We start from the raw sequence: 24,218 nt of genomic DNA, 5'->3' as shown, positions 1-24,218 counted from the left end.
TTAGAGTGCGCCTTTTTTATGCTTGTTGTTTTACTTTAACTTTTTGTCTATTGAGTATTACGTAACTCTCGACGCAGTACTTTGCCAACCGCAGATTTAGGTAGTTGCTCATGGAAAGTAATTCGTTTTGGTACTTTGTAGTTAGTGAGGTGCTGGCGACAGAAGTGGATGACATCGCCCTCGTATAATGGCTCTAGTGTTGCGACATGAGCATGTACCAACTCGCCAGTGTGTTCGTCATGATCGCCGACAACCGCAGCTTCAAAGATGTGCTGGTGGCTACATAGAATATCTTCTACTTCGTTTGGATAAACATTGAAGCCAGAGACGATAATCATATCTTTCAACCGATCGACAATTTGCACTTGGCCATCGGTTTTAATCAAGCCGACATCACCCGTTTTAAAGAAACCATTAATAATCGAGTTGTTGGTCTCATCTGGTCGTTGCCAGTAGCCCGGCATAACCTGCGGCCCTTTCACCACCAATTCTCCAACTTCTCCTTGGGCGAGAGGCTTATTATTGATGTCCCAAACTTGGACTTCGGTTTCAAGTAGTGGAATACCAACACAGCCAACTTGTTCTTTACCAAATTCGTTAAGGGTAATCACTGGTGACGTTTCAGATAATCCCCAACCTTCCGTGATGGTGCACCCTGTTGTTTGGTACCAGATATGAAACGCTTTGCCGGTCAGCATAGAACCGCCGGAAACCGTGACATTCAGGTGACTGAAATCGACAGATGAAATCTCTGGATGCTGGCAGAGCCCCATAAACAGCGTATTAATGCCGGATAAGCCAGAGAAGCGAACGTTTTTCAATGTATTAACGAAACCATCCATATCACGTGGATTAGGGATGAGAATATTTTGAACCCCAACGCTGAACAGGCTGATCATATTCACGGTAAACGCGTAGATGTGATAAAGCGGTAACGGGCAAACAAAGCTGTCTTCACCTTCAATCATCTTCTTTGTGAGACGAATGTTCATCTGAGCTGCATTGGCCATTAGGTTGTTATGTGTCAGGCAGGCTCCTTTAGATACACCTGTAGTGCCACCTGTGTACTGGATAACAGCAATATCATCGGCAATCGCACTGTTTTTGGCAAAGGCTGGTAGGTGTCTACCTGCGGATATAGCGCTATTAAAGTCGCTGTAGTTACCGCGATCTTGCTCTTGTTGAGTTAACAGATCTGGCGCAGAGGTAACGATCACATGCTTAATGTTCAGCTCAGATTCGATAGCTTGGTATTTTGGTACTAAGTCTTCCAGAATGATCAGAGCTTTTGCGCCGGAATCACTAAACTGATGTTTCATCTCTCTTGAGGTGTAGAGAGGATTGGTATTCACAATAATCAGCCCTGCTCGTAGTGCGGCATAAGCGGCAATAGGGTACTGAGTTAAGTTTGGTAGCTGAATGGCGATTCGGTCACCCGCTTCTAGTCCACATTCATGTTGCAGCCATTGTGCTAAATAGCGAGATTTTTGTTCAATACCCTCATAAGTCAATGTTTGACCTAAACAATGAAACGCAGGCTTATCGCTATAACGAGAAAATCCATCTTCAAGTAATTGAGCTAGGTTATTGAATTTATTAGTGTAGTGGTAAGCATCTTTAATCATGTTCTATCGGTTCCTTTTATGCATGACGGCAGATACGGTGTAGGAGGTCTATCTTTGGTTTTTCACCGTCATCAGGCTTATTAGATATGCAATTGTTGGAGAATGATGACCTAATATCCTTTTAACATTGCATTAACAATAAGCGAGTCTAACTGACCCAAGTTTTTTGGCTATAGTCCTGAACGGTATATTGTGCGGATTGGCGTTAATTTGTGATAAGCATCCAATACTCTTGATACTTTTATCATTTTTTATGCAATCAGATGCCATGTGCGCTGCTTTTATGAAAAACAAAAAATTTTTTAAGGGAGACTTGAAAGAGTAAAAGGTGGCCTTATATCTATTTACGAAGCAGGAAATGCCACAGCTGGTGGGTTTCCACTGACTCGTCCAAAAGGAGAGTTCGCTTCATTAATTAGCATCTAATCAATGCATCATTTAAAAATATTGCTTCACAGAAGGATACTTATTATGAGAACTGTAGATTTTGCTCCTCTATACCGTAACGCAATTGGTTTTGATCGTCTTCTAAACATGATGGAAGCGAACGCAGCGAAAAATAGCCAAGGCGGTTTCCCTCCGTACAACATCGAGCAGCAAGAAGAGAACAAGTTCCGCATTACTATGGCGGTGGCTGGATTTGCTGACGAAGAGCTAGATATCACTCAACAAGAAAACACCTTGATTGTTCGTGGTGAGCGTAAACCAACAGAAGAAAAAAAATACGTTTATCAGGGCATTGCCGAGCGTGATTTCGAGCGTAAGTTCCAATTAGCGGACTACGTAAAAGTGATTGGTGCCAATATGGAGAATGGTTTGTTACACATTGATTTGGAACGTGAAATTCCAGAAGTTATGCAACCAAGAAAGATAGCCATTAACGGCAAGCACTTACTAGAGAATTAATATGAAAGAGCCCGCGAAAGCGGGCTTTTTTGTGTCTGTTTTATGCTTCCTGATACGCTTTCTTCACTTCTTCTGCGATGACTGCGATACCTTTTTGCATCGCTTCATCATCTTGAACATAGTTCATGCGTAGGCACTGATGAGCATGAGTCCAATCTTCTTTCTGACCAATAAAGAAATATTCACCCGGAACGATCAGAACTCCGCGTTCTTTCAAACGTTTATAAAGTTCCATAGTGGTAATTGGCAGTTCATCAAACCATAGCCATAAGAAGATAGCGCCTTCCGGTTTGTGAATGCGGAAACGTTCATCATCGATAGCTTGTTGTAGAAGCTCTACTGCACGCTGTGATTTTTGTTTATAGAAAGGCTTAATCACCTCTTCACTCAGACGCAATAAGTCATTCTTTTCAATGATGCGATGAGCCAGAGCTGGGCCAATGCTCCCTGGCGCTAAGCTAATGATGCCGTTCATATTGCTCAGTGCTTCAGTGACTTGTTCGTTGGCAATCACGATGCCGCAGCGAACACCCGGAAGCCCGAGTTTCGATAAACTCATGCAGAGAATCGTGTTCTCATTCCAGAATGGTTCTACATCTTCAAAGATGATGTTTGGAAATGGTACGCCATAAGCGTTATCCACCAGCAGTGGGATGTTGTTCTCACGAGCCAATTGGTCGAGTTTGTGGATCTCTTCCTCTGTTAACACATTCCCCGTAGGGTTGGTTGGGCGAGAGGCGCAGATAGCTGCAACGGAATCGTCGATTTTTATTTGCTCAAAATCCACGTGGTATTTGAATAGACCGTTGTCCAGCAGTTCGATTTCTGGGTGGTAAGAAACGAAAATATCTTCGTCGATACCCGCATCACCATAACCAATGTATTCAGGTGCTAGAGGCAATAAAATCTTCTTAAAGCTTCCATCTGGTTGTTTACCAGCGAACAGGTTGAACAGGTAGAAAAAACCACTTTGGCTGCCGTTGGTTAAGCTGATGTTCTTTTCTGAAATGTCCCAGCCGTAGGTATCACGTAGCAATTTGGCTAACGCGCTGATGAAGACATCTTTACCTTGAGGACCATCGTAGTTGGTCATACCCGCCAGTAACGAGCCATCAGCTAGCATCTCTTCGGTTGTCAGTCGGAAATAATCGAGCATTTCTGGGATGGCGGCAGGGTTACCTCCACCAAGCATGATGGCACCCGGAGTGCGTAGACCATCATTAAGATCATCCATTAATTGGGTGATACCGGAATATCGATTAAATTTCTCGCCAAAAGTTGAAAACTGCATTACTGACTACCTGGGGTTGTGTTTATTTGGAGTATTGTCGGCGGATAGATTCTCAGCCGTTTAGAGTAGCTCCTGAACATACCGCAATGTTTTTGTGAGGCAAAGCACTATTTAGGGGCAAAGTATCGATATATAAAAAAAGCGGCTCAACTCCGATGAGTTAGCCGCTCTTTGTAGTTTTAACTACTTAAACTGAAACGCTACATCACTTTTGAAGTAGTGAGATATCCGCAATTTGCAGGAACAAGTTACGTAGGTTGTTAAGCAGAGTTAAGCGGTTTTTCTTCAACGCGTCATCATCTGCCATTACCATTACGTTATCAAAGAACGCATCTACTGGCTCGCGTAGTGCAGCAAGTTGGCTCAATGCTTGTTGGTAGTTACCCGTTGCAAATGCAGGCTCTAACGCTTCAGTGAGAACTTCAACGTTTTCAGCCAGAGCTTTCTCCGCATCTTCCTGAAGAAGAGACAGTTCGATCTCATCTGGCAGTTCGCCTTCGAATTTCGCCAGAATGTTACCCACGCGTTTGTTTGCTGCTGCAAGTGATTCTGCTGCATCCAACTCACGGAAGTGAGAAACCGCTTTAACACGTTGGTCAAAGTCTGCTGGTTTAGTTGGGCGACGAGCTAGTACCGCTTGGATGATGTCTACGCTGAAACCTTCATCTTGGTACCATGCGCGGAAACGACCTAGCATAAATTCAATTACGTCTTGCTCAACGCTTTCGTTAGTTAAACGATCACCAAACAGTGATTTCGCTTTCGCGACTAAGTCTACTAAATCTAGGTTGTAACCGTATTCGACGATGATGCGCAGTACACCTAGAGATGCGCGGCGTAGTGCAAATGGGTCACTGCCTTTTGGCGCTTGACCAATACCGAAGATACCTACGATAGTGTCCAGTTTATCAGCCATAGCAACCGCTGCTGACACACCGTTGGTTGGCAAGTTGTCGCCAGCAAAACGAGGCATGTATTGCTCGTTAAGTGCTACTGCAACTTCTTCTGCTTCACCGTCGTGGCGTGCATAGTGCATGCCCATAACACCTTGAGTATCGGTAAACTCGAATACCATTGATGTCATTAGGTCACATTTTGCTAGCAAGCCTGCGCGTTTTGACTTCTCAACATCCGCACCGATTTGCTCAGCAATGTAGCCTGCAAGTTCAGTAATACGGTCTGTTTTGTCTTTGATGGTGCCCAGTTGTTGCTGGAAAATTGCCGTTTCAAGTTGAGGAAGACGATCAACCAGTTTGCTCTTGCGGTCTGTGTTGAAGAAGAACTCTGCATCAGCAAGACGCGGACGAACTACTTTCTCGTTACCTTCGATAACATGGCGAGGCTCTTTAGACTCGATGTTTGATACGAAGATAAAGTTAGGTAGCAGTTTCTTATCTGCGTCATAAACAGGGAAGTACTTCTGGTCGCCTTTCATGGTGTAAACCAAAGCTTCTGAAGGTACTTTAAGGAATTTTTCTTCAAACTTAGCAGTAAGCACAACAGGCCATTCAACCAGAGAAGTTACTTCTTCTACTAGGTCATCTTCTAGGTCTGCAACGCCGCCAACTTGTTGTGCTGCTTTTTGTGCATCAGCAATGATGGTTGCTTTACGAGCATCGTAGTCAGCGATGACTTTGCCGCGCTCTTCTAGAATCGCTGGGTATTGAGATGCAGAATCGATAGTGAATTCTGCTTCACCCATGAAACGGTGACCACGGATAGTACGAGTAGAACTTACACCAAGGATTTCACCTTCAATAAGTTCATCACCGAACAGAATGGTTAGCGTTTTAACTGGGCGGATAAATTGAGTTTCTTTATCACCCCAACGCATTGGTTTCGCGATAGGTAAGTTAGCTAATGCTTTTGCTGCCAGTTCAACAACAACCGCTTTTGCTTCTTGGCCTTTCACTTCTTGTTTGTAAAGCAGCCATTCGCCTTGGTCTGTTTTTAGACGATCTGCTTGTTCAACAGTGATGCCATTACCACGAGCCCAGCCTTCAGCAGCTTTGGTTGGTTTACCATCTGCATCAAAAGCAACCGCAATCGCAGGACCACGTTTTTCAACCACTTTGTCAGCCTGACCTTCAGAAAGGTTGGTGACTTTAAGTGCTAAACGACGTGGCGTTGCAAACCATTTGATACCTTCATGAGTAAGGTCAGCGGTTTTCAATTCTGCTTCAAAGTTTGCAGCAAATGCTTCCGCTAATGTGCGAAGTTGCTTTGGTGGTAACTCTTCAGTACCGAGTTCAATTAGAAATTCTTTTGCCATCTTATTTGTCCTCACCCTTTTTACACATAGGGAAGCCTAAAGCTTCACGAGATGCGTAGTACGCTTCTGCAACCGATTTAGTTAGGTTACGGATACGTAGGATGTAACGCTGACGCTCTGTTACTGAGATTGCTTTACGAGCATCCAATAAGTTGAATGCGTGAGCCGCTTTTAGAATGCGCTCATAAGCTGGTAACGGAAGAGGCTTTTCTAGCTCAAGCAGGTGTTTACACTCTTTTTCGCACTGGTCGAAGAAAGTGAATAGGAAATCCACATCTGCATGTTCAAAGTTGTAAGTTGATTGCTCAACTTCGTTTTGGTGGTAGATGTCACCATAAGTCACTTTGCCTAATGGGCCATCTGTCCATACCAAGTCATAAACAGAATCAACGCCCTGAATGTACATCGCTAGACGCTCGATACCGTAAGTGATCTCGCCTGTAACAGGTTTACACTCTAGACCACCAACTTGTTGGAAGTAAGTAAACTGAGTCACTTCCATACCGTTTAGCCAAACTTCCCAGCCAAGACCCCATGCACCTAGAGTTGGGTTTTCCCAGTTGTCTTCCACGAAACGGATGTCGTGTACTTGTGGGTCAACGCCAAGCACTTTCAGAGAACCTAAGTACAGCTCTTGAATGTTGTCTGGTGAAGGTTTAATGATTACCTGGAATTGGTAGTAGTGCTGAAGACGGTTAGGGTTTTCACCGTAACGACCATCAGTTGGACGGCGTGAAGGTTGAACATACGCTGTAGCGATTGGCTCTGGGCCAAGAGCTCGTAAGCACGTCATTGGGTGAGACGTACCTGCGCCCACTTCCATATCTAATGGCTGAACAATGGTACAGCCTTGTTGGGCCCAATAATCCTGCAGCGCGAGGATCATACCCTGAAAGGTTTTGATATCGTATTTTTGCATAGTCAGGTTCGCGCGATTCTTCTGTCTGAATTGATAAAAAATAACGATCAAGTATACCCAGTTATTCCCTGACAAAGTAGTGCCAATATTGCTTAATTATTGGCTTAAACTTTCTTTTAGGAGAGTTTTTATCGTTTATTAGCCTTTATGCTTTGATAAGAGAAAAAGTTAAATGGAAGCCCATGGCGAATTTAGGGTTGAGATTAATAACGATGCTGTATAGAATTCGGCCTGTCTTTGGGGAGTAGCTTATCAATGACCACGGCAAGTGGTATTGATTCGTTCGTCAACATAATTGGTGCAAAATCACCATGGCGTCCGAGACTCGAAGCCCTTCGAGTTTAGCAAGACCTTAGACAAACACTGCGAACTTGGGTAGGGCGTAGGGTTTGTCTATGGTTTATATAATAATCCCTACCCTAATGAGTAGGTCGTGAGCGTTTTAGCAATTTCAATTACAACAGTCGCCTTAGCTGAAATCGGTGACAAAACCCAATTACTATCTCTTCTGTTAGCCAGCCGCTACCGTAAGCCGGTACCAATCATTGCTGCTATTTTCCTTGCAACCGTTGTGAACCACGCATTAGCTGCTTGGTTAGGTGTTGTAGTTGCCGATTATTTATCTCCTGAAATCCTTAAATGGGTCGTTGTGGTCAGTTTCTTAGCCATGGCTGGCTGGGTGTTGATTCCAGATAAATTGGATGATGACGAGGAAATCTCAAACCGCGGGCCTTTTATTGCAAGTTTTATCGCGTTCTTTGTTGCTGAAATTGGCGACAAAACTCAGATTGCGACTTCTATTCTTGGTGCTCAGTTCGCAGACGCATTAACCATGGTGGTGTTGGGTACGACAATTGGTATGCTGCTAGCCAACGTTCCGGTTGTTCTGATTGGTAAATTGTCTGCTGACAAACTTCCTTTAGGTATGATTCGAAAAATCACCGCACTGCTGTTCTTGGCCTTAGCTGCGGGCACTGCCTTCCTATAAGTAACACCAGTCAGTCTGTCATCTTTGGTTGCAAATATTGTTTAAATAACAATCAATAATGCGCGGGCTGACATATTTGTGTCACGCTTGTCATGCTAATGTAATAGGCGATGGTTTTCTAAAAAAGAGGGCTCGTTTATGTTGTCACGATACATGGGGATGAGCGTTAAGAGTCAGGCTTATTTGTTTACGTTTGGCTTTGGTTTAACTTTGCTTGGAATGTCGTTAACTGAAATGTGGCTACCAATGGTTGCTGGTGCAATCATTATGGCGGCTTTAAGCGTTGAGTCTTGGATTCGGGTATCCCACATCATTCCACTGCATAACGAAATTAGAGCTTTACAAAAACAGGTCAACAAACTGCAAGCGGAGTTACGCTCTGTAGAAAATCAAGATTAAGCAAAAGGCTGCCACGACATCCATTCATAAAGATGAATGTGTTATGGCAGCCTTTGTTTGTTTCCATTCTCGCTTTTTATTCCAAACCTTTCTTAATCAGGTACTGGTAAGGCAGCTCGTCTGTTTTTGATGACAATAACTGGTGGTCCATAAAGCGGCAGAAACTTGGAATATCCCGAGTGGTTGACGGGTCATCCGCTTTTACCAGCAGCACTTCACCATCCTGCATAGTACGAATTGTCTTTCTGACCATCATTACAGGCTCAGGGCAGCGTAATCCTTCAGCTTCCAATACTTGATTGACACTGATGTTATCGGTGATTTCTGGATTGATACTCATAGCAAACCTAACGGATGTCACATTTAGGGCGTTGATAATACTGTTGGGGAAAAATTATTCAATAAACTCTTGGCAAATGAAACAATTTGGTTTAATTTAATTAACAAGTTGGTAACAAGCGGGCTGGGGGTTGTATGTTAACAGCGTTAGATAGACTGACCATCTATTCGGTTCTGTGTTTTATCTCTTTCTGCTCATTAGTTATTAGGACACCTGCTGAACCATCACTCATGCCACTACTTGGCGTGATTGCTTCAATCAGTGGTATCTGGCTTGAGATGCACCTGTGGCAAGGCTCATCTGAAGAACAGAAACATTAATTGTCATACTATGCTCTACGATATTCCGACACTATCCCCAGTTTTCTTGGGCTTCCCCGCTGAAAGGCGGGATTTTTTTTATTTATTGGTTACACTCAGAGTATCGTTATAAACCAGAGTGTTATTGTGGAATTAGAAGATGTTTATCGTCGGGATTTAAACTTACTTATTGCTTTACGAGTTCTGGTGGAAGAGTGCAGTGTCAGTCGAGCTGCTGAACGCCTCAATTTAAGCCAGTCAGCAATGAGTCGAGTGTTAGGGCGGTTGCGTAGTTTATTGGCTGATCCGCTTTTTACCCGTCAAGGGCAAAGCCTTATCCCGACAGAAAGGGCTTTAGCGATTAACTTAGCGCTAGGTGAACCTTTAGAATCTCTGCGTCAGGTACTTTCTCCTTTGGATTTCAATCCAAACTCCTGCGATCACACCTTCACGATTGCAACTACTGATTACGCAATGCAAACCATTTTGCCATTCGCTCTGCCTCGAATTTATAAAGAAGCGCCGAATGTCGCTTTTGAATTTTTGCCTCTTCAACATGAGCGATTGATGGATCAGCTCACTTATGATGGTGCTGATCTCGCGATTTGCCGACCTATTCGTTCAATTGAACCTTTGCGACACGAGATTCTGGGAAGAGTTGGGGTTCTATGTTTGTTATCTAAACAACACCCATTGGCGAACAGCACGATGAGTTTGCAAGATTATCTGCAGTATCCCCATGCCATGATAGCAATTAGCGATGGTGTGAAGGCGTTGATAGATCAGGCTCTTGAAGGTTGCCCTCCTCGTCATATGGTGTTGCGGGCTTATCATTTAGAAGCCGCACTAGCCATCATTGATATGATGCCTCTGATTATGACGGTACCGGCGGATTTAGCTTATCTGGTTGCTGAGCGGTATGACTTGGTTGTTAAACCTTTGCCATTTCAGTTCACCCCTTTTGACTACTCAATGATTTGGCATCCGAGATGTGAACATTCGCCAGCCCAAGAGTGGCTGAGAAGTATAGTGAAAGAAGAGTGTGGAAAGTTGATCGCTAAGCGTGTGGAAGATATGGGGTTGGAATAAAAAAGATAAGGCTCAATGAGCCTTATCTTTCAATCTTTTACAGCTTAATCACGACACGACCAGTCACTTGGCCATTGGTAATGTCTTCAGCGTATTGTGCTGCTTTATCAAGTGTAATTTCTGTGCACGCTTGTTCGAAGTAACTCGCTGGTAATAGTTCAGCCAATTTTTCCCATGCAGCAACACGTTTTTCAAACGGGCAGCTTACTGAATCCACACCTTGCAAACGAACGTTACGCAGAATAAATGGCATTACAGTGGTTGGAAGATCAAAGCCACCAGCAAGTCCACAAGCGGCAACAGCACTGTTGTAATCCATTTGTGCTAAAACTTTTGCTAATACCTTGCTACCCACAGTATCAACGGCACCAGCCCAAACTTGCTTCTCTAGTGGGCGTGCAGGTTCTTCAAACTCACTGCGGTTGATAATTTGACTCGCACCTAATTTTTCAAGTAACGGACCGTTAGTCTCCACTCGGCCAGTAACTGCGGCAACTTTGTAGCCTAGTTGTGCCAGTAAGGTAACAGCAACAGAGCCCACACCACCGCTTGCACCAGTCACCAAAATGGGTCCATGTTCTGGTTTGATTCCTGCGTCGATGAGAGCTTGAACACAAAGCATTGCGGTAAAGCCAGCAGTACCTACCATCATGGCTTGTTTTGCCGAAAAACCTTGAGGAAGAGGTACTAACCAGTCTGCTTTAAGACGAGCTTTTTCTGCCATGCCGCCCCAATGATTCTCACCAACGCCCCAACCAGTCAGAACAACAGCGTCACCTTCTTTATAGCGAGGGTCTTCAGAACTGATGACTTTGCCCGCGAGATCAATGCCCGGAACCATAGGGAAGTTGCGGATAATTTTCCCTTTACCTGTAATGGCAAGGCCGTCTTTATAGTTCAGTGAAGAGTAGTCAACAGCAACAAGTACATCACCTTCCGGAAGTTGTGATTCATCAAGCTGTTCAATAGTCGCAATAGTTTGTTTTTCTTCTTGGTTTAGAGTTAAAGCTTGAAACATACAGTATCTCCACGAGTGATTTATCTTTATTGACTATAGTTTAGCCTTGATAGCTTGATGAATTAAATGAAACTTTAGCATTAGTTCTATGCATAACACGCATAGTAATTGTGGTTATATCGTATTAAGTAGCGAGTCATACCTGTTAGGAGTAGAGGGGTAGGTAAAAATAATGTTAAAGCTTAAGTTGGGTTTGTGTGTGCATTTGTTATTTAAAAGTATGATATTCAGTATGAGCGGTGTAGGTTATTTCTTATTTGTTTGTGGGGTTTGTTTCTTGTAGTGGGTGAGACTGTTTTTTTACCTAATAAGTACACGTAATTATTAACGTAAATATTTAAAGTTTTTGTGTTTTTTTCTATTTTTTAATCTAATGTTTTATTGTTTGTTGTTGATTTAATTGATTTATTTTCATTTAAGTGGGTGGGGTTTTATATTGAAAGGATAAGCTATATATATTCATGATTTTGATAGGTTTCTCTTATTGGTTTAATTGGTCTAAATAATGTGATCGTTTTTCAAACTCTACATATAATTAGTTTTATATTAGTAGAACATCTATATGCTCGTTTATTAAAAGAGAACTATTGTCATCTAAATATATTATTTTGATATGACCAATTGATAACATTCTGTTAATTAAGGATAACCCTATGAATAAAGATAGTAGCTCAGCAGGAAAGTGCCCAGTGATGCATGGCGGCATGACATCAACGGGATCTACAGTAATGGACTGGTGGCCAAATGCTCTAAACTTGGACATCCTTCATCAACACGATAAGAAAACCAACCCACTTGGTGAAGACTTTAATTACCGAGAAGAACTTAAAAAGCTTGATGTAGAAGCTTTGAAAAAAGACCTAACAGCATTGATGACAGACAGCCAAGAATGGTGGCCAGCAGACTGGGGTCATTACGGCGGTTTGATGATTCGTATGGCTTGGCACTCAGCAGGTAGCTACCGCACTGCGGATGGTCGTGGTGGTGCTTCTACCGGTAACCAGCGCTTTGCTCCACTTAACTCATGGCCAGATAACGCGAACCTAGATAAAGCGCGTCGCCTACTATGGCCAATCAAAAGAAAATACGGCAACAAAATCAGCTGGGCTGACTTGATGATTCTTGCAGGTAATATTGCGTATGAATCAATGGGTCTGAAAACCTTTGGTTTTGCGTTTGGCCGTGAAGATATTTGGCATCCAGAAAAAGACATTTACTGGGGTTCTGAAAAAGAGTGGTTAGCGAAGAGTGGTGGTGAAGGTAGCCGTTACTCTGGTGAGCGTGACCTAGAAAACCCTCTTGCAGCCGTAATGATGGGCTTAATTTACGTAAACCCAGAAGGTGTGGACGGAAAACCTGACCCACTAAAAACGGCGGCTGACATGCGCGTGACGTTTGCTCGTATGGCAATGAACGATGAAGAAACTGTAGCGCTAACGGCTGGTGGTCATACTGTGGGTAAAGCTCACGGTAACGGCAAAGCTGAAAACCTAGGTCCAGATCCAGAAGCAGCAGACATTGAAGAGCAAGGTCTTGGCTGGAACAACCATAAATCACGTGGTATCGGTCGCGATACAGTGACAAGTGGTATCGAAGGCGCTTGGACAACTCATCCAACACAGTGGGATAACGGCTTCTTCAAGATGCTTCTAGAGCACGAGTGGAAACTGACTAAGAGCCCAGCAGGTGCATGGCAGTATGAGCCAGTAGACATCGCTGAACAAGACAAGCCAGTAGACGTTGAAGATCCATCAATCCGTTATAACCCAATGATGACGGATGCGGACATGGCACTGAAAGTTGACCCAGAATACCGTAAGATTTCTGAGCGCTTCCACCAAGATCCAGCGTACTTTAACGAAGTGTTTGCTCGCGCTTGGTTCAAACTGACGCACCGTGATTTAGGTCCTAAAGCAAACTATGTTGGTCCAGATGTACCTGCAGAAGATTTGATTTGGCAAGATCCTATTCCACCAGGCGTGACTGGTTACGATGTTGAAGCAGTGAAAGCTAAGATTGCAGCTACTGGTTTAACTGTATCAGAGTTGGTTGCTACTGCTTGGGATAGTGCACGTACCTTCCGTAATTCAGACTTACGCGGTGGTGCAAACGGCGCTCGTATTCGCCTTGCTCCACAAAACGCATGGGAAGGTAACGAGCCAGAGCGTCTAGCTCGAGTGCTTTCGGAATTAACTAAGATTGCACAAGAGTTTGGTATCAGCATTGCAGATACGATTGTTCTTGCCGGTAACGTTGGTATCGAGAAAGCGGTTAAAGCAGCAGGTTACGACTTCAAAGTACCATTTGCAGCAGGTCGTGGTGATGCAACAGCAGAACAAACCGATGCTGAGTCATTTGATGTACTTGAGCCTGTCGCAGACGGTTTCCGTAACTGGCAGAAAAAACACTACACGGTGACACCTGAAGAGATGTTACTAGACCGTGCTCAATTGCTTGGTTTGACTGCGCCAGAGATGACAGTGCTTATTGGTGGTATGCGTGTGCTAGGTACTAACCACGGTGGCAGCAAACACGGTGTGTTTACTGACCGCGTTGGTACTTTGACTAACGATTTCTTCGTTAACCTAACCGACATGGCGTTTACTTGGAAACCAACAGGCCGCAACTCTTACGACATTTGTGACCGTAAAACTGGCGAGGTTAAGTTCACTGCAACTCGTGCTGACCTAGTGTTTGGTTCAAACTCTGTCTTACGCTCATACGCGGAAGTGTATGCTCAAGATGACAACCAAGAGAAGTTCGTAAAAGACTTCATCGCAGCTTGGACCAAAGTGATGAACGCAGACCGGTTTGATCTGAAAAAGTAAGACTTAGAAAACTAAGTGTCACTAAAGCTCCTGCCTTCGGTGGGAGCTTTTATTTTGCGGCAAACCCAAAACAAGCAGAAAAAGAAAAGCCATCGATTTTCGATGGCTTTTGTACTGAAGTTGCTATTTCGCTAAGAAGAAACGATAAGACGGGTTGTCGGTTTCATCTTTACAGCGATAGCCCAGCTCAACCAGATGAGCAGAGAAACGCTCTAAATCAGATTGTTCAAGCTCAAAGCCACACAGTACGCGACCATAGTCAGCACCGTGGTTACGGTAGTTGAACAGACTGATGTTCCAGTGAGTACCAAGGGTGCTTAAGAACTTAAGTAGTGCACCCGGATATTCTGGAAATTCGAAGCTGTATAAACGCTCTTTCAATGGTTTAGACGGTTTACCACCAATCATATAACGGGTGTGCAGTTTCGCCATTTCATCGTCAGAGAGATCCTGAACCGGATAACCAGAGTTACGCAATTCTTTGATGATGGATTGCAGCTCTTCCTGACCACCCACCAGACGAACACCGACAAAGATGTTTGCCAGTTCGTCATCGCTATAGCGGTAGTTGAACTCTGTCACAGCACGGTTACCAATGATTTGGCAGAACTTAAAGAATGCACCTTTCTGTTCTGGAATGGTGACCGCAAGTAAGCCTTCGCGTTTTTCACCCAATTCACAACGCTCAGAAACATAACGCAGACCATGGAAGTTGGTGTTCGCACCCGATAGCACGGTTGCCAGTTTCTTATCTTTTAGTTGGTTTTTCTCAGCGAATTTTTTCAATCCAGCCAGAGCTAGAGCTCCTGAAGGCTCAGCAATCGCGCGAGTATCTTCAAAGATATCTTTTACTGCGGCGCAGATTTCATCACTTGATACCGTGATATGACCGTCCAGATATTGCTGACATAGGCGGAAGGTTTCATCGCCGATGCGTTTTACTGCCACGCCGTCGGCAAACATGCTGACTTGGTCAAGTACCACTGGTTCACCTGCATCCAGAGCTGCTTTTAAACAGGCTGAATCTTCAGGTTCTACCGCAATGACTTTGATTTCCGGCATCAACTGCTTAACCAGTACCGCAACACCCGCTGCTAAACCGCCGCCGCCAACCGGGACAAAAATGTAATCGAGATGGCCGTTTTGTTGCAGCATCTCCATACCGATAGTGCCTTGACCTGCAATGACCAATGGGTGGTCAAAAGGTGGCACAAAGGTATAACCGTTTTCTACCGATAGACGCTCTGCTTCGGCTTTTGCTTCGTCAAAGTTACTGCCGTGAAGAATAACGTTACCGCCAAAACCGCGAACCGCTTCAACCTTGATATCCGGAGTGGTGCGAGGCATAACTATGGTGGTTTTAATACCAAGTTTAGTCCCTGATAACGCCATACCTTGGGCATGGTTCCCCGCAGATGCTGCGATAACCCCAGCGGCTTTTTGCTCTTCAGTCAGGTTCGCCACCATGTTGTAAGCACCACGTAATTTAAACGAGTGCACAGGCTGGCGGTCTTCACGCTTGATCTGCACTTGGTTACCGATACGAGCAGTCAGACGAGGCATATCTTGAAGTGGCGTGACATTTGCCACCTCATAGACAGGAGCGCGAAGGACTTGGCGCAGATAATCTGCGCCAGTTTGTTGAGTTAAGGTCATAAATCTAGCCCTCTAGCTTAGATTTATCTCGCACCGCACCTTTGTCAGCACTGGTTGCCATGCTGGCATAAGATTTTAGTGCAAAAGAAACTTCACGTTGACGATCAACCGGTTTCCAACCAAGTTTATCTTGTTCAGCGCGGCGCTCAGCAAGCTCCTGCTCTGATACTTGTAGAGAAATAGTACGGTTTGGAATATCGATTGAGATAGTGTCGCCCGCTTTCACTAGACCAATCGTGCCACCATTCGCTGCTTCAGGAGATACGTGACCGATCGATAGACCAGAAGTACCGCCAGAGAAGCGACCGTCAGTTAAAAGTGCACACTCTTTACCTAGACCCATAGATTTAAGGTATGTGGTTGGGTAAAGCATCTCTTGCATGCCCGGACCACCTTTAGGACCTTCGTAACGGATAACGACCACATCGCCAGATTTCACTTTGCCGCCAAGAATGCCTTCAACCGCATCTTCTTGGCTTTCAAATACCACTGCTGGACCTTCAAACTTGAGAATGCTTTCATCCACACCTGCAGTTTTAACGATACAGCCATCCAATGCGATGTTACCGCTAAGTACAGCTAGGCCTCCGTCTTGGCTGAAAGCGTATTGTTTCTCACGGATACAACCATCTTTACGGTCCACGTCCAGCGTGTCCCAACGGCAGTCTTGAGAGAAAGCTTTAGTAGTACGGATACCCGCAGGGCCTGCGCGGAAAAAGTCTTTTACCGCGTCCGAATTGGTTTGCATCACATCGTATTGACTCAGCTGCTCTTCCATCGTTAAACCTAGCACCGTGTTGGTTTTACTATGTAGCAAGCCTGCACGGTTGAGTTCGCCCAAAATACCCATTACGCCACCAGCGCGGTGAACGTCTTCCATGTGATATTTCTGAGTTGATGGCGCCACTTTACACAGATGAGGAATTAAGCGAGACATGCGGTCAATATCGGTCATATCGAAATCCACTTCGCCTTCTTGAGCCGCAGCAAGCAAGTGAAGAACCGTGTTAGTTGAACCACCCATTGCGATATCTAACGCCATAGCGTTTTCGAACGCATCTTTGTTCGCGATATTGCGTGGCAGCGCGGTTACATCATCTTGCTCGTAGTAACGTTTTGTCAGTTCAACGATACGACGGCCAGCATTGATGAACAGTTCTTTACGATCAGCATGTGTTGCCAGCATAGAACCGTTACCCGGTTGAGATAGGCCCAAAGCTTCAGTTAAACAGTTCATTGAGTTTGCAGTGAACATACCTGAACAAGAACCACAAGTTGGGCATGCAGAACGTTCTATCTGCTCACTTTGCGCGTCAGAGACTTTAGGGTCAGCACCTTGCATCATGGCATCAACAAGGTCTAGCTTGATGATCTGATCAGAAAGCTTGGTTTTACCCGCTTCCATTGGTCCACCTGAAACAAAGATCACCGGAATATTCAGGCGCATAGACGCCATTAGCATCCCCGGAGTGATTTTGTCACAGTTAGAGATACACACCATTGCATCAGCACAGTGTGCGTTCACCATGTACTCTACTGAGTCTGCGATAAGTTCACGAGATGGCAATGAGTAAAGCATGCCGCCGTGACCCATTGCGATACCATCATCAACCGCGATGGTATTGAATTCTTTTGCGATGCCGCCTGCGGCTTCGATTTCAGCAGCAACTAGCTGACCTAAATCTTTTAGGTGAACGTGACCCGGAACGAACTGAGTGAACGAGTTCACGACTGCGATAATTGGTTTACCGAAATCTTCTTCTTTGACGCCAGTGGCACGCCATAGTGCGCGTGCTCCAGCCATATTGCGTCCATGTGTTGTGGTGGCCGAACGGTATTTAGGCATGTTGTGTTTCCTTACCTTATTTCTTTATAAATTAGTGGCTTTAAGAACTAATGGCTTTAAGCGCAAATTTGTTGTTGTAAGTTGTTATTTGGCAGCTCGTCGTTTCTGATGTTGGTCACATCAACAGTGCGAACATCCCATAATTTTTCAATCTGGTTAGTTAATGTTGTGATTGGTCTGTCGCTGTCGACAATAATCTCTACACTTGCAACCTTGCTTTCATGGTTTTGAGTTGCCGCTACTTGTTTGATGATAAAACCACGGTGGCGAATAACACGCAGAACACGCTCAAGTAGTACTGGTTTATCGTCTGCTTTGATGTCTAACAGATATCTTTGCATGGTGAGCCTCTCTTAAGTGTTCTCTAACATGTCATTGTTGGATGCGCCCGGTGGTACCAACGGCCATACGTTTTCTTCTTCATCAATTAAGACATGAAGCAGATAAGCGGTTTTGCTTTCAAGCATCTCTTTTAATGCGGGTTCAACTTCTTCTTTCTTAGTGATGGTTTTGCCCGGAATATCAAAGGCCTTTGCCAGCATGACGAAATCTGGGTTGTCATCTAGGATAGTTTCACTGTGGCGACCATCGAAGAATAGTGATTGCCATTGACGAACCATACCCAAGCGTTGGTTGTTCAACAGAACCATCTTCACCGGAATTTTACGGCGTTTCAGGGTGCCAAGCTCTTGAACGTTCATCATGAATGAACCGTCTCCAGAAACCAGAATCGATTGGTCTTCTGGACGAGCGACCGCTGCGCCCATCGCCGCAGGTAAACCAAAGCCCATAGTTCCCAAACCGGCAGACGAGATGAAGTTTTGTGGCATGCGTGGCTGTACATGTTGCGCTGCCCACATCTGATGTTGACCTACGTCGGTAGAGACAATAGAGCTATCCGGCATCATGTCTGACAGTTGTTTCAACAATAGCGGAGCGTAGATGAGATCGCCCGGATGGTCGTAACGCCATTTAAAACCACTGCGTAAGCTTTCACTGTGATGAACCCAAGATGCAATATCATGACTTAACTCTAGCTGAGGCAAAATGGTATTGATGTCACCACGCAGTGCGGCATTCGCTTTACGCAGCTTATTGAACTCCGCAGCATCAATATCAATATGGATAACTTTCGCATGAGGAGCGAAGGTATCCAGTTTGCCTGTCACTCGGTCATCAAAACGAGCACCGACAACGATCAACAAATCACTTTCCTGAACGACTAGGTTAGCGGCTTTGGTACCGTGCATACCCAACATACCAAGGTAGTGTGGGTCGTGGCGCTCGATGGTTCCCAAACCTTTCAGTGTGCTCACTGAAGGCATTGGGTTCAAACGTAAGAAGTTGCGCACGCAGTCTGTCGCGTGAGCCAGTTGAACACCACCGCCGACATACAAAACAGGACGTTTGCTTTCAGTCATCAATTGTTGAGCTTTGACTAACTGCTGAGGGGCAACCTGAGGGATTGCTGGTGGAGTAAAACTCGGTAGCGAAGTCACTGGCGCTTGACCAAGTTGCACATCTTTAGCGATATCAACGATAACCGGACCTGGGCGGCCAGTTTTAGCAACTTCAAATGCTTCTGCAAGCGTTGGAGCAAGCTCATTAATATCGGTAACGAGGTAGCTGTGCTTGGTACAAGAGAGAGACATACCTATCACATCCATTTCTTGGAAAGCGTCAGTACCAATGTGAGAGCTGGCGACCTGACCTGTGATAGCAACGAGTGGAACGGAATCTAGAAAGGCATCGGCAAGGCCGGTTACAAGGTTTGTGGCTCCAGGGCCTGATGTTGCCATACATACTGCTACGTCTTGAGTGGCTCTGGCCATGCCTATGGCAGCCATTGCAGCACCTTGTTCGTGGCGACACAGTATGTGTTCTACTCCGCCATCATACAAAGCATCATAGATGGGCATAATAGCGCCACCCGGATAACCAAAAACGGTTTTGATACCTTGCTGTTTTAAAGCGGCTACGACTAGTTGCGCTCCCGTCATCGTATGCCTCCGATAGTGCGATTTGAATCGCGTTGGTTAGTTGTGTTGTGTTTGCACGTCATGTGCGCTCCCATTCTTCCTGACATATCCGACTAGGTATTAATCAGTATGTGCTTTTTATTTAGTCTTATTGTTTTGTTTCAGCATAAAGGCTGTAAAAAAGCCCCCGGACTTTTCAGTGCGGGGGCTTTTTGAATCTTGGCAATTATTTTACGCCTGCAAGTCCCCGCGCGGTCTTAATAATGACCACGATAATCAGGGTAATCAGTGAGTTAATGCGGGCGTTCAAATTCATCAATATGCTCTAAAAAATCGTTTTAATAGTATGCGCAATTGTTTGCGTCTCTAGTGGTAACATACATCTCCGTTACATGACAAGCAAAAACTCATTCTTTTTTCACATTCTCGTTTTGAACTCCCGCGATATATAACAAATGCCATTGGCCAGCAGACAGAGGATTCACTGCTGAGTGATTGTTAATCAAAGAATAAGGGACAAAATGGGACTTGCGATTATCCATAGTCGAGCCAGTGTGGGTGTGGAAGCACCTTCAGTTACAGTGGAAGTTCATATCAGCAACGGTATGCCGGGATTCACCTTGGTTGGTTTGCCTGAAACCACGGTTAAGGAATCAAGAGATCGGGTTCGCAGTTCCATTATCAATTCTCAATTTGTTTTTCCGGCTAAGAAAATTACCGTCAATTTGGCGCCCGCAGATCTTCCCAAAGAAGGTGGACGTTTTGATTTACCTATTGCGTTGGGCATTTTGGCGGCTTCGAACCAAATAGCACAAACATGCTTAGATAAGCATGAATTCATCGGAGAACTGGCGCTATCTGGCGAGCTTCGAAGTGTGAAAGGCGTACTTCCGGCTGCATTGGCTGCATCCAAAAGCAAACGTTGTTTGGTGGTTCCTCACTGGAACGGCGACCAAGCAGCTTTAGTCGATAGTCAGCAGCATAAATCGGCTCAAACTCTACTGGAAGTGTGTGCCGATTTGTGTGGACAGAAAACATTGAGCCTGTTTGAAAGTCCTAACATCGTCAAAAGCTTTGGTCACTCACGGGATCTACAAGATATCATCGGACAGCAACAGGGCAAACGAGCTTTAGAGATTGCAGCGGCGGGTAACCATAATCTGCTGTTTTTGGGGCCACCCGGAACAGGTAAAACTATGCTGGCTTCGCGCTTGTGTGACCTACTGCCGCCAATGACTGACGTTGAGGCGATGGAAACCGCCTCTGTCGCTTCTCTTACTCAGCAAGAGATCAATATTCACAACTGGAAACAAAGACCGTTTCGTTCGCCTCATCATTCGAGCTCGATGGCGGCGTTAGTGGGCGGAGGTTCTATTCCTCGCCCGGGAGAAATTTCTCTTGCCCATAATGGGTTGTTATTTTTGGATGAGATGCCGGAGTTTGAACGAAAAGTCTTAGACTCACTTCGTGAACCTCTAGAGTCTGGCGAAATCATTATTTCCCGAGCGCAAGGCAAAACTCGCTTTCCGGCTCGTTTTCAGTTGGTGGGAGCATTGAACCCAAGCCCTACGGGGTATCACGAAGGAGAGCAGGCGAGAGTTAATCCACAGGTGATTTTGCGTTATTTGAGTCGCCTGTCTGGCCCATTACTCGACAGGTTTGATATGTCGATAGAGATCCCCGCATTACCGAAAGGCACGCTGTCTAATGGTGGAGACAGGGGAGAGCTAACGGCGATTGTCAAAGAGCGAGTGCTGCAAGCTCGTGAAATAATGTTAGAGCGAAGCGGAAAAGTGAATGCCTTACTGCAAAGCCGAGAGATAGAGCAAGTTTGCCCTTTAACTAAGCTGGACGCTGAGTTTCTAGAAAATGCACTGCACCGTTTGGGGTTATCCGTTCGGGCGTATCATCGCATCATCAAAGTCGCGCGTACGATTGCTGATCTACAGGGCGAGATGGAGATAAATCGTGCTCATCTTGCGGAAGCATTGGGTTACCGTGCGATGGACAGGTTGCTCAAACAACTTACTTCTCAGTCGATTAGCTAACAGAAACGGGTGATTGGTCGATGCTTATTAATAAGTTCTGGCTATGAGTACTCTGACCATTGCTGAACGATATTTTAAAAAACGAACAAACTTGTATAATTGGGCGCTTATTTTTTGTTCATTGAATTGAAGGCTCTGCGTTGTCTTATTTTTTGCTCATTATCAATGCATTATTGGTTATCGTTAATACGGCGATAAGCTCTCTGATCATCTGTGCAATTGCTGTCATTAAAGTTCTGTTGCCAACCCCGAAACTGAAAGCGCGAGCCACTCAGATGGCAGATAAAGCGATGTGGATGTGGGCGACGGTGAATGCGGGATTACTTGCTGTTTCAAATCCTGTGCAGTGGGATATTGAAGGGGGAGAAGACCTAAAGAAAGATGGCTGGTACTTGCTGATCAGCAATCATTTGAGCTGGACGGATATTGTGGTGCTGTGCTCGGTATTTAAGGATCGCATACCTATGCCGAAGTTTTTCTTAAAGCATCAACTCCTGTACGTGCCTTTTGTTGGTATGGGTTGTTGGGCGCTTGATATGCCTTTTATGCGTCGTTATTCCCGTGAATATTTGCTTCGTCATCCGGAAAAACGTGGTCAGGATTTACAAACCACTCGCCGCTCATGTGAGAAGTTTAAGTTCCATCCGACCACAGTGGTTAACTATGTTGAAGGTACTCGTTTTGATGTTCGCAAGCAGCAAGCGGTACGTTCTTCCTATCAGCACCTTCTACCGCCAAAATCCGGTGGTATGGCTTATACCTTAGCGGCGATGGGTGAGCAGTTTGAAAACATCATAGATGTCACTTTGGCGTATCCAGACAATCTAGAAAAACCATTCCGAGATATGTTGATGGGGCGCATGAAAAGAGTTGTCGTGCGTGTTCGAGTATTGCCAGTTGATGAGAATGTCTCTGGCGATTATTTCAATGACAAACCGTACAAACGTCAGTTTCAGCAGTGGCTGGGGGATGTGTGGCAAGACAAAGATGAAATGTTGAAAGAGATTTATAAATCTTAATCAAAAACAAAGGGAGCTTTCGCTCCCTTTGTTTTGCTTATTTCTTGTTGACCAAGAAGTTCACCAACTCGAAGTATTCATCCAATGTTTTGATACCTTGAGCCTGAACCAAGTAGTGGTTGTTGACCACAACCGCAGGAACACCACTTAGGCCAGCTTCTTGGAACTGCTTGTCAAAACGACGAACCATAGAATCTACCGCAAAGCCGTTAAATGCTGCATCGAACTTGCTGCCATCAATGCCTTCATCAGTAAAGATCTGACGAAGCTCTTGATCGTCTTTTGGTGGCTTACGTAAGTTGTGAATACGGTTGAACATGACTGGAATCATTTTATCTTCAACGCCTAGTGCAATCATAGTTGCGTAAGCTTTGCTCATTGACTTACCCATATTACCGCCCATGAAAGACACGTGATTCTTTTGCAGTTTCACGCCTTCTGGAAGTTTGTCTTTAAGCTGAGCAATGATTGGCTCAAACTGGTTACAGTGTGGGCAATAGAAAGAGAAATACTCAACTACGCTAGGTTTTGAAGAAGGTGTTAGGTCGAGCTCTTTGTAGTGCACTCCTTCCTGAAAGTCTGTTGCGTAAGCCGAAAGGCTGAACATCAGGGTTGCAACCAGTGCAAACAATTTTTTCATTACGGACTCCATTTTTCCTTTTAAAGGCAATAAATTACCATTGTGGCATCAGTGAGAGCGCAGGCTCGTCTAATGCTGAGATTTGTTCTTTGAATGACAGCACCTGGCTTTCCCAATATTTAGGATCGTTGAACCAAGGAAAGGCGATTGGGAATGCTGGGTCATCCCAACGTTTTGCCAACCAAGCCATGTAGTGCACCATTCGTAGACCACGAAGTGGCTCAATTAGTTTCAATTCCGAGACATTAAAATCGCAAAACTCTTGGTAGCCTTCAAGCAAAATATCCAGTTGAACGATCTTATCTTGTCTTTCACCGTTGAGTAGCATCCACAGATCTTGCACGGCAGGGCCATTACGAGAGTCATCGAGATCGACAAACATCGGGCCATCACGCCACAAAATATTGCCGGGATGACAGTCGCCATGGAGACGAATGTTGGCATGTTTGCTTGACCATTGCTGCTCAATTTTTTTGATCAGAAAGTCTAAGTCATTAAAGAACACATTCTCCAAATGCATCGGAATGCACTGAGAGTTTTGTAGCAGTTCCCGAGGCTGATATAGGTATTCTTCCAAGCTCACAGTTGGTCGATGTTGGAACGTTTTTTCAGCGCCGATTTTATGAATTCGGCCTAGAAATCGCCCCACCCATTCCAGTTGCTCTTCGTTATCGACTTCAAATTGACGACCACCGACACTGTTGAACAGTGCAAAGTCATAACCTTGATAATGATGAAGGCTAGCGCCGTTGATCACCAGTGGCGGGACTAGCGGGATCTCCGCTTCTGCCAATTCGAGTGCAAATTCATGTTCTTCGCGAATTTGGTCGGCAGTCCAGCGTTGTGGACGATAGAACTTTACGACGAAGCGTCGTTTGTCTTCATCCACAAACTGATACACACGGTTTTCATAGCTGTTAAGAGCAAGAAAGCCGGATTCTGCACGAATACCGATGCTCTCTAGTGCGTACCACATGAGATCGGGAGTTAATGCGTCAAAGTGAAACGTTGCTTGAGTCATTGATTAAAAAGGGCTCATTACTGAGCCCTTTTCCT

The 24,218-nt window shown here is 44.9% G+C and carries 20 protein-coding genes; 8 read left to right on the top strand and 12 right to left on the bottom strand.

All coding sequences use genetic code 11. From position 1 onward, the window contains the following. Positions 1-47: 47 nt before the first annotated feature. The gene (locus HKI82_RS18225; RefSeq protein WP_171138805.1) at positions 48-1,625 is read right to left on the bottom strand and encodes an AMP-binding protein; all 1,578 of its coding nucleotides are present in this window, start codon (positions 1,623-1,625) and stop codon (positions 48-50) included. Positions 1,626-2,096: 471 nt separating this feature from the next. Here HKI82_RS18225 and HKI82_RS18220 point away from each other — a divergent pair, with 471 nt between their 5' ends. Then, on the top strand, positions 2,097-2,531 hold the full coding sequence (locus HKI82_RS18220) for an Hsp20 family protein (protein ID WP_171138804.1): 435 nt from the start codon (positions 2,097-2,099) through the stop codon (positions 2,529-2,531). Between the two features lie 40 nt (positions 2,532-2,571). On the opposite strand, the gene HKI82_RS18215 is transcribed toward HKI82_RS18220, so the two are convergent. The 3 genes from HKI82_RS18215 to glyQ all read right to left on the bottom strand — a co-directional run bounded on the left by HKI82_RS18215 (position 2,572) and on the right by glyQ (position 7,013). Next, on the bottom strand, positions 2,572-3,822 hold the full coding sequence (locus HKI82_RS18215) for a valine--pyruvate transaminase (RefSeq protein WP_171138803.1): 1,251 nt from the start codon (positions 3,820-3,822) through the stop codon (positions 2,572-2,574). Positions 3,823-4,027: 205 nt separating this feature from the next. Further along, positions 4,028-6,094: a glycine--tRNA ligase subunit beta gene (gene glyS / locus HKI82_RS18210; RefSeq protein ID WP_171138802.1), complete on the bottom strand. Its 2,067-nt coding sequence runs from the start codon at positions 6,092-6,094 to the stop codon at positions 4,028-4,030. 1 nt (position 6,095) lies between these two features. Beyond that, the gene (gene glyQ, locus HKI82_RS18205) at positions 6,096-7,013 is read right to left on the bottom strand and encodes a glycine--tRNA ligase subunit alpha (protein ID WP_102942836.1); all 918 of its coding nucleotides are present in this window, start codon (positions 7,011-7,013) and stop codon (positions 6,096-6,098) included. A gap of 433 nt (positions 7,014-7,446) precedes the next feature. On the opposite strand from glyQ, the gene HKI82_RS18200 reads away from it, so the two are divergent. Then, the gene (locus tag HKI82_RS18200) at positions 7,447-8,001 is read left to right on the top strand and encodes a TMEM165/GDT1 family protein (RefSeq protein ID WP_102942806.1); all 555 of its coding nucleotides are present in this window, start codon (positions 7,447-7,449) and stop codon (positions 7,999-8,001) included. Positions 8,002-8,139: 138 nt separating this feature from the next. Then, positions 8,140-8,400, top strand: coding sequence for a hypothetical protein (locus HKI82_RS18195; RefSeq protein WP_042489486.1), 261 nt, complete (start codon positions 8,140-8,142; stop codon positions 8,398-8,400). Positions 8,401-8,476: 76 nt separating this feature from the next. Here the strand turns inward: HKI82_RS18195 and tusA are convergent, their stop codons facing one another. Continuing rightward, a complete protein-coding gene (gene tusA, locus HKI82_RS18190) occupies positions 8,477-8,740 on the bottom strand; it encodes a sulfurtransferase TusA (protein WP_042489484.1) in 264 nt (87 codons plus the stop codon). A 134-nt stretch (positions 8,741-8,874) separates the two neighbouring features. Here tusA and HKI82_RS18185 point away from each other — a divergent pair, with 134 nt between their 5' ends. Continuing rightward, on the top strand, positions 8,875-9,060 hold the full coding sequence (locus HKI82_RS18185) for a hypothetical protein (protein WP_042489480.1): 186 nt from the start codon (positions 8,875-8,877) through the stop codon (positions 9,058-9,060). A gap of 126 nt (positions 9,061-9,186) precedes the next feature. Further along, entirely contained in the window at positions 9,187-10,128 is a 942-nt protein-coding gene (locus HKI82_RS18180) for a LysR family transcriptional regulator (protein ID WP_171138801.1), read from the top strand. 37 nt (positions 10,129-10,165) lie between these two features. Here HKI82_RS18180 and acuI read toward each other — a convergent pair whose 3' ends face one another. Then, positions 10,166-11,146, bottom strand: a complete 981-nt coding sequence (acuI, locus tag HKI82_RS18175; RefSeq protein WP_171138800.1) for an acrylyl-CoA reductase (NADPH) — start codon at positions 11,144-11,146, stop codon at positions 10,166-10,168. Between the two features lie 653 nt (positions 11,147-11,799). Between acuI and katG the strand changes: the two genes are divergently transcribed. Next, positions 11,800-13,974: a catalase/peroxidase HPI gene (gene katG, locus HKI82_RS18170; RefSeq protein ID WP_171138799.1), complete on the top strand. Its 2,175-nt coding sequence runs from the start codon at positions 11,800-11,802 to the stop codon at positions 13,972-13,974. Positions 13,975-14,097: 123 nt separating this feature from the next. Here the strand turns inward: katG and ilvA are convergent, their stop codons facing one another. Genes ilvA through ilvG form a run of 4 tightly spaced genes read right to left on the bottom strand, consistent with a single transcriptional unit; the run spans position 14,098 to position 19,476 of the window. After that, positions 14,098-15,630 carry a threonine ammonia-lyase, biosynthetic gene (ilvA, locus tag HKI82_RS18165; protein WP_171138798.1) on the bottom strand — a complete coding sequence of 511 codons (1,533 nt, stop codon included), beginning with the start codon at positions 15,628-15,630 and terminating at the stop codon, positions 14,098-14,100. Between the two features lie 4 nt (positions 15,631-15,634). Continuing rightward, a complete protein-coding gene (ilvD, locus tag HKI82_RS18160) occupies positions 15,635-17,476 on the bottom strand; it encodes a dihydroxy-acid dehydratase (protein WP_171138797.1) in 1,842 nt (613 codons plus the stop codon). A gap of 56 nt (positions 17,477-17,532) precedes the next feature. Then, positions 17,533-17,817, bottom strand: a complete 285-nt coding sequence (ilvM, locus tag HKI82_RS18155) for an acetolactate synthase 2 small subunit (protein ID WP_102942811.1) — start codon at positions 17,815-17,817, stop codon at positions 17,533-17,535. Positions 17,818-17,829: 12 nt separating this feature from the next. Next, positions 17,830-19,476: an acetolactate synthase 2 catalytic subunit gene (ilvG, locus tag HKI82_RS18150; RefSeq protein WP_171138796.1), complete on the bottom strand. Its 1,647-nt coding sequence runs from the start codon at positions 19,474-19,476 to the stop codon at positions 17,830-17,832. Positions 19,477-19,976: 500 nt separating this feature from the next. On the opposite strand from ilvG, the gene HKI82_RS18145 reads away from it, so the two are divergent. Together HKI82_RS18145 and HKI82_RS18140 are read left to right on the top strand one after the other, a co-directional pair. Continuing rightward, positions 19,977-21,503, top strand: a complete 1,527-nt coding sequence (locus HKI82_RS18145) for a YifB family Mg chelatase-like AAA ATPase (RefSeq protein WP_171138795.1) — start codon at positions 19,977-19,979, stop codon at positions 21,501-21,503. Positions 21,504-21,643: 140 nt separating this feature from the next. Further along, positions 21,644-22,522, top strand: a complete 879-nt coding sequence (locus tag HKI82_RS18140; RefSeq protein WP_171138794.1) for an acyltransferase — start codon at positions 21,644-21,646, stop codon at positions 22,520-22,522. A gap of 37 nt (positions 22,523-22,559) precedes the next feature. Here the strand turns inward: HKI82_RS18140 and HKI82_RS18135 are convergent, their stop codons facing one another. Both HKI82_RS18135 and HKI82_RS18130 read right to left on the bottom strand, forming a co-directional pair. After that, complete coding sequence (locus HKI82_RS18135) at positions 22,560-23,162, bottom strand: thiol:disulfide interchange protein DsbA/DsbL (protein WP_102942814.1); 603 nt, start codon at positions 23,160-23,162, stop codon at positions 22,560-22,562. Between the two features lie 34 nt (positions 23,163-23,196). Then, positions 23,197-24,183: a serine/threonine protein kinase gene (locus HKI82_RS18130; protein WP_171138793.1), complete on the bottom strand. Its 987-nt coding sequence runs from the start codon at positions 24,181-24,183 to the stop codon at positions 23,197-23,199. Positions 24,184-24,218: the final 35 nt, after the last annotated feature.

The organism is Vibrio plantisponsor (assembly GCF_013041605.1).
Lineage (GTDB): Bacteria > Pseudomonadota > Gammaproteobacteria > Enterobacterales > Vibrionaceae > Vibrio > Vibrio plantisponsor.
The sequence above is the reverse complement of the archived record's forward strand: the minus strand, read 5'-3'. Positions and strand labels throughout refer to the sequence as shown.

Bases quoted from the DNA above. Each gene is read 5' to 3' on its own strand.
- HKI82_RS18195 (WP_042489486.1), top strand. From the start codon at position 8,140: ATGTTGTCACGATACATGGGGATGAGCGTTAAGAGTCAGGCTTATTTG.
- glyQ (WP_102942836.1), bottom strand. From the start codon at position 7,013: ATGCAAAAATACGATATCAAAACCTTTCAGGGTATGATCCTCGCGCTG.
- katG (WP_171138799.1), top strand. From the start codon at position 11,800: ATGAATAAAGATAGTAGCTCAGCAGGAAAGTGCCCAGTGATGCATGGC.
- HKI82_RS18215 (WP_171138803.1), bottom strand. From the start codon at position 3,822: ATGCAGTTTTCAACTTTTGGCGAGAAATTTAATCGATATTCCGGTATC.
- ilvM (WP_102942811.1), bottom strand. From the start codon at position 17,817: ATGCAAAGATATCTGTTAGACATCAAAGCAGACGATAAACCAGTACTA.
- tusA (WP_042489484.1), bottom strand. From the start codon at position 8,740: ATGAGTATCAATCCAGAAATCACCGATAACATCAGTGTCAATCAAGTA.
- HKI82_RS18225 (WP_171138805.1), bottom strand. From the start codon at position 1,625: ATGATTAAAGATGCTTACCACTACACTAATAAATTCAATAACCTAGCT.
- ilvG (WP_171138796.1), bottom strand. From the start codon at position 19,476: ATGACGGGAGCGCAACTAGTCGTAGCCGCTTTAAAACAGCAAGGTATC.
- HKI82_RS18135 (WP_102942814.1), bottom strand. From the start codon at position 23,162: ATGAAAAAATTGTTTGCACTGGTTGCAACCCTGATGTTCAGCCTTTCG.
- HKI82_RS18130 (WP_171138793.1), bottom strand. From the start codon at position 24,183: ATGACTCAAGCAACGTTTCACTTTGACGCATTAACTCCCGATCTCATG.
- HKI82_RS18145 (WP_171138795.1), top strand. From the start codon at position 19,977: ATGGGACTTGCGATTATCCATAGTCGAGCCAGTGTGGGTGTGGAAGCA.
- glyS (WP_171138802.1), bottom strand. From the start codon at position 6,094: ATGGCAAAAGAATTTCTAATTGAACTCGGTACTGAAGAGTTACCACCA.
- HKI82_RS18220 (WP_171138804.1), top strand. From the start codon at position 2,097: ATGAGAACTGTAGATTTTGCTCCTCTATACCGTAACGCAATTGGTTTT.
- ilvD (WP_171138797.1), bottom strand. From the start codon at position 17,476: ATGCCTAAATACCGTTCGGCCACCACAACACATGGACGCAATATGGCT.
- ilvA (WP_171138798.1), bottom strand. From the start codon at position 15,630: ATGACCTTAACTCAACAAACTGGCGCAGATTATCTGCGCCAAGTCCTT.
- acuI (WP_171138800.1), bottom strand. From the start codon at position 11,146: ATGTTTCAAGCTTTAACTCTAAACCAAGAAGAAAAACAAACTATTGCG.
- HKI82_RS18185 (WP_042489480.1), top strand. From the start codon at position 8,875: ATGTTAACAGCGTTAGATAGACTGACCATCTATTCGGTTCTGTGTTTT.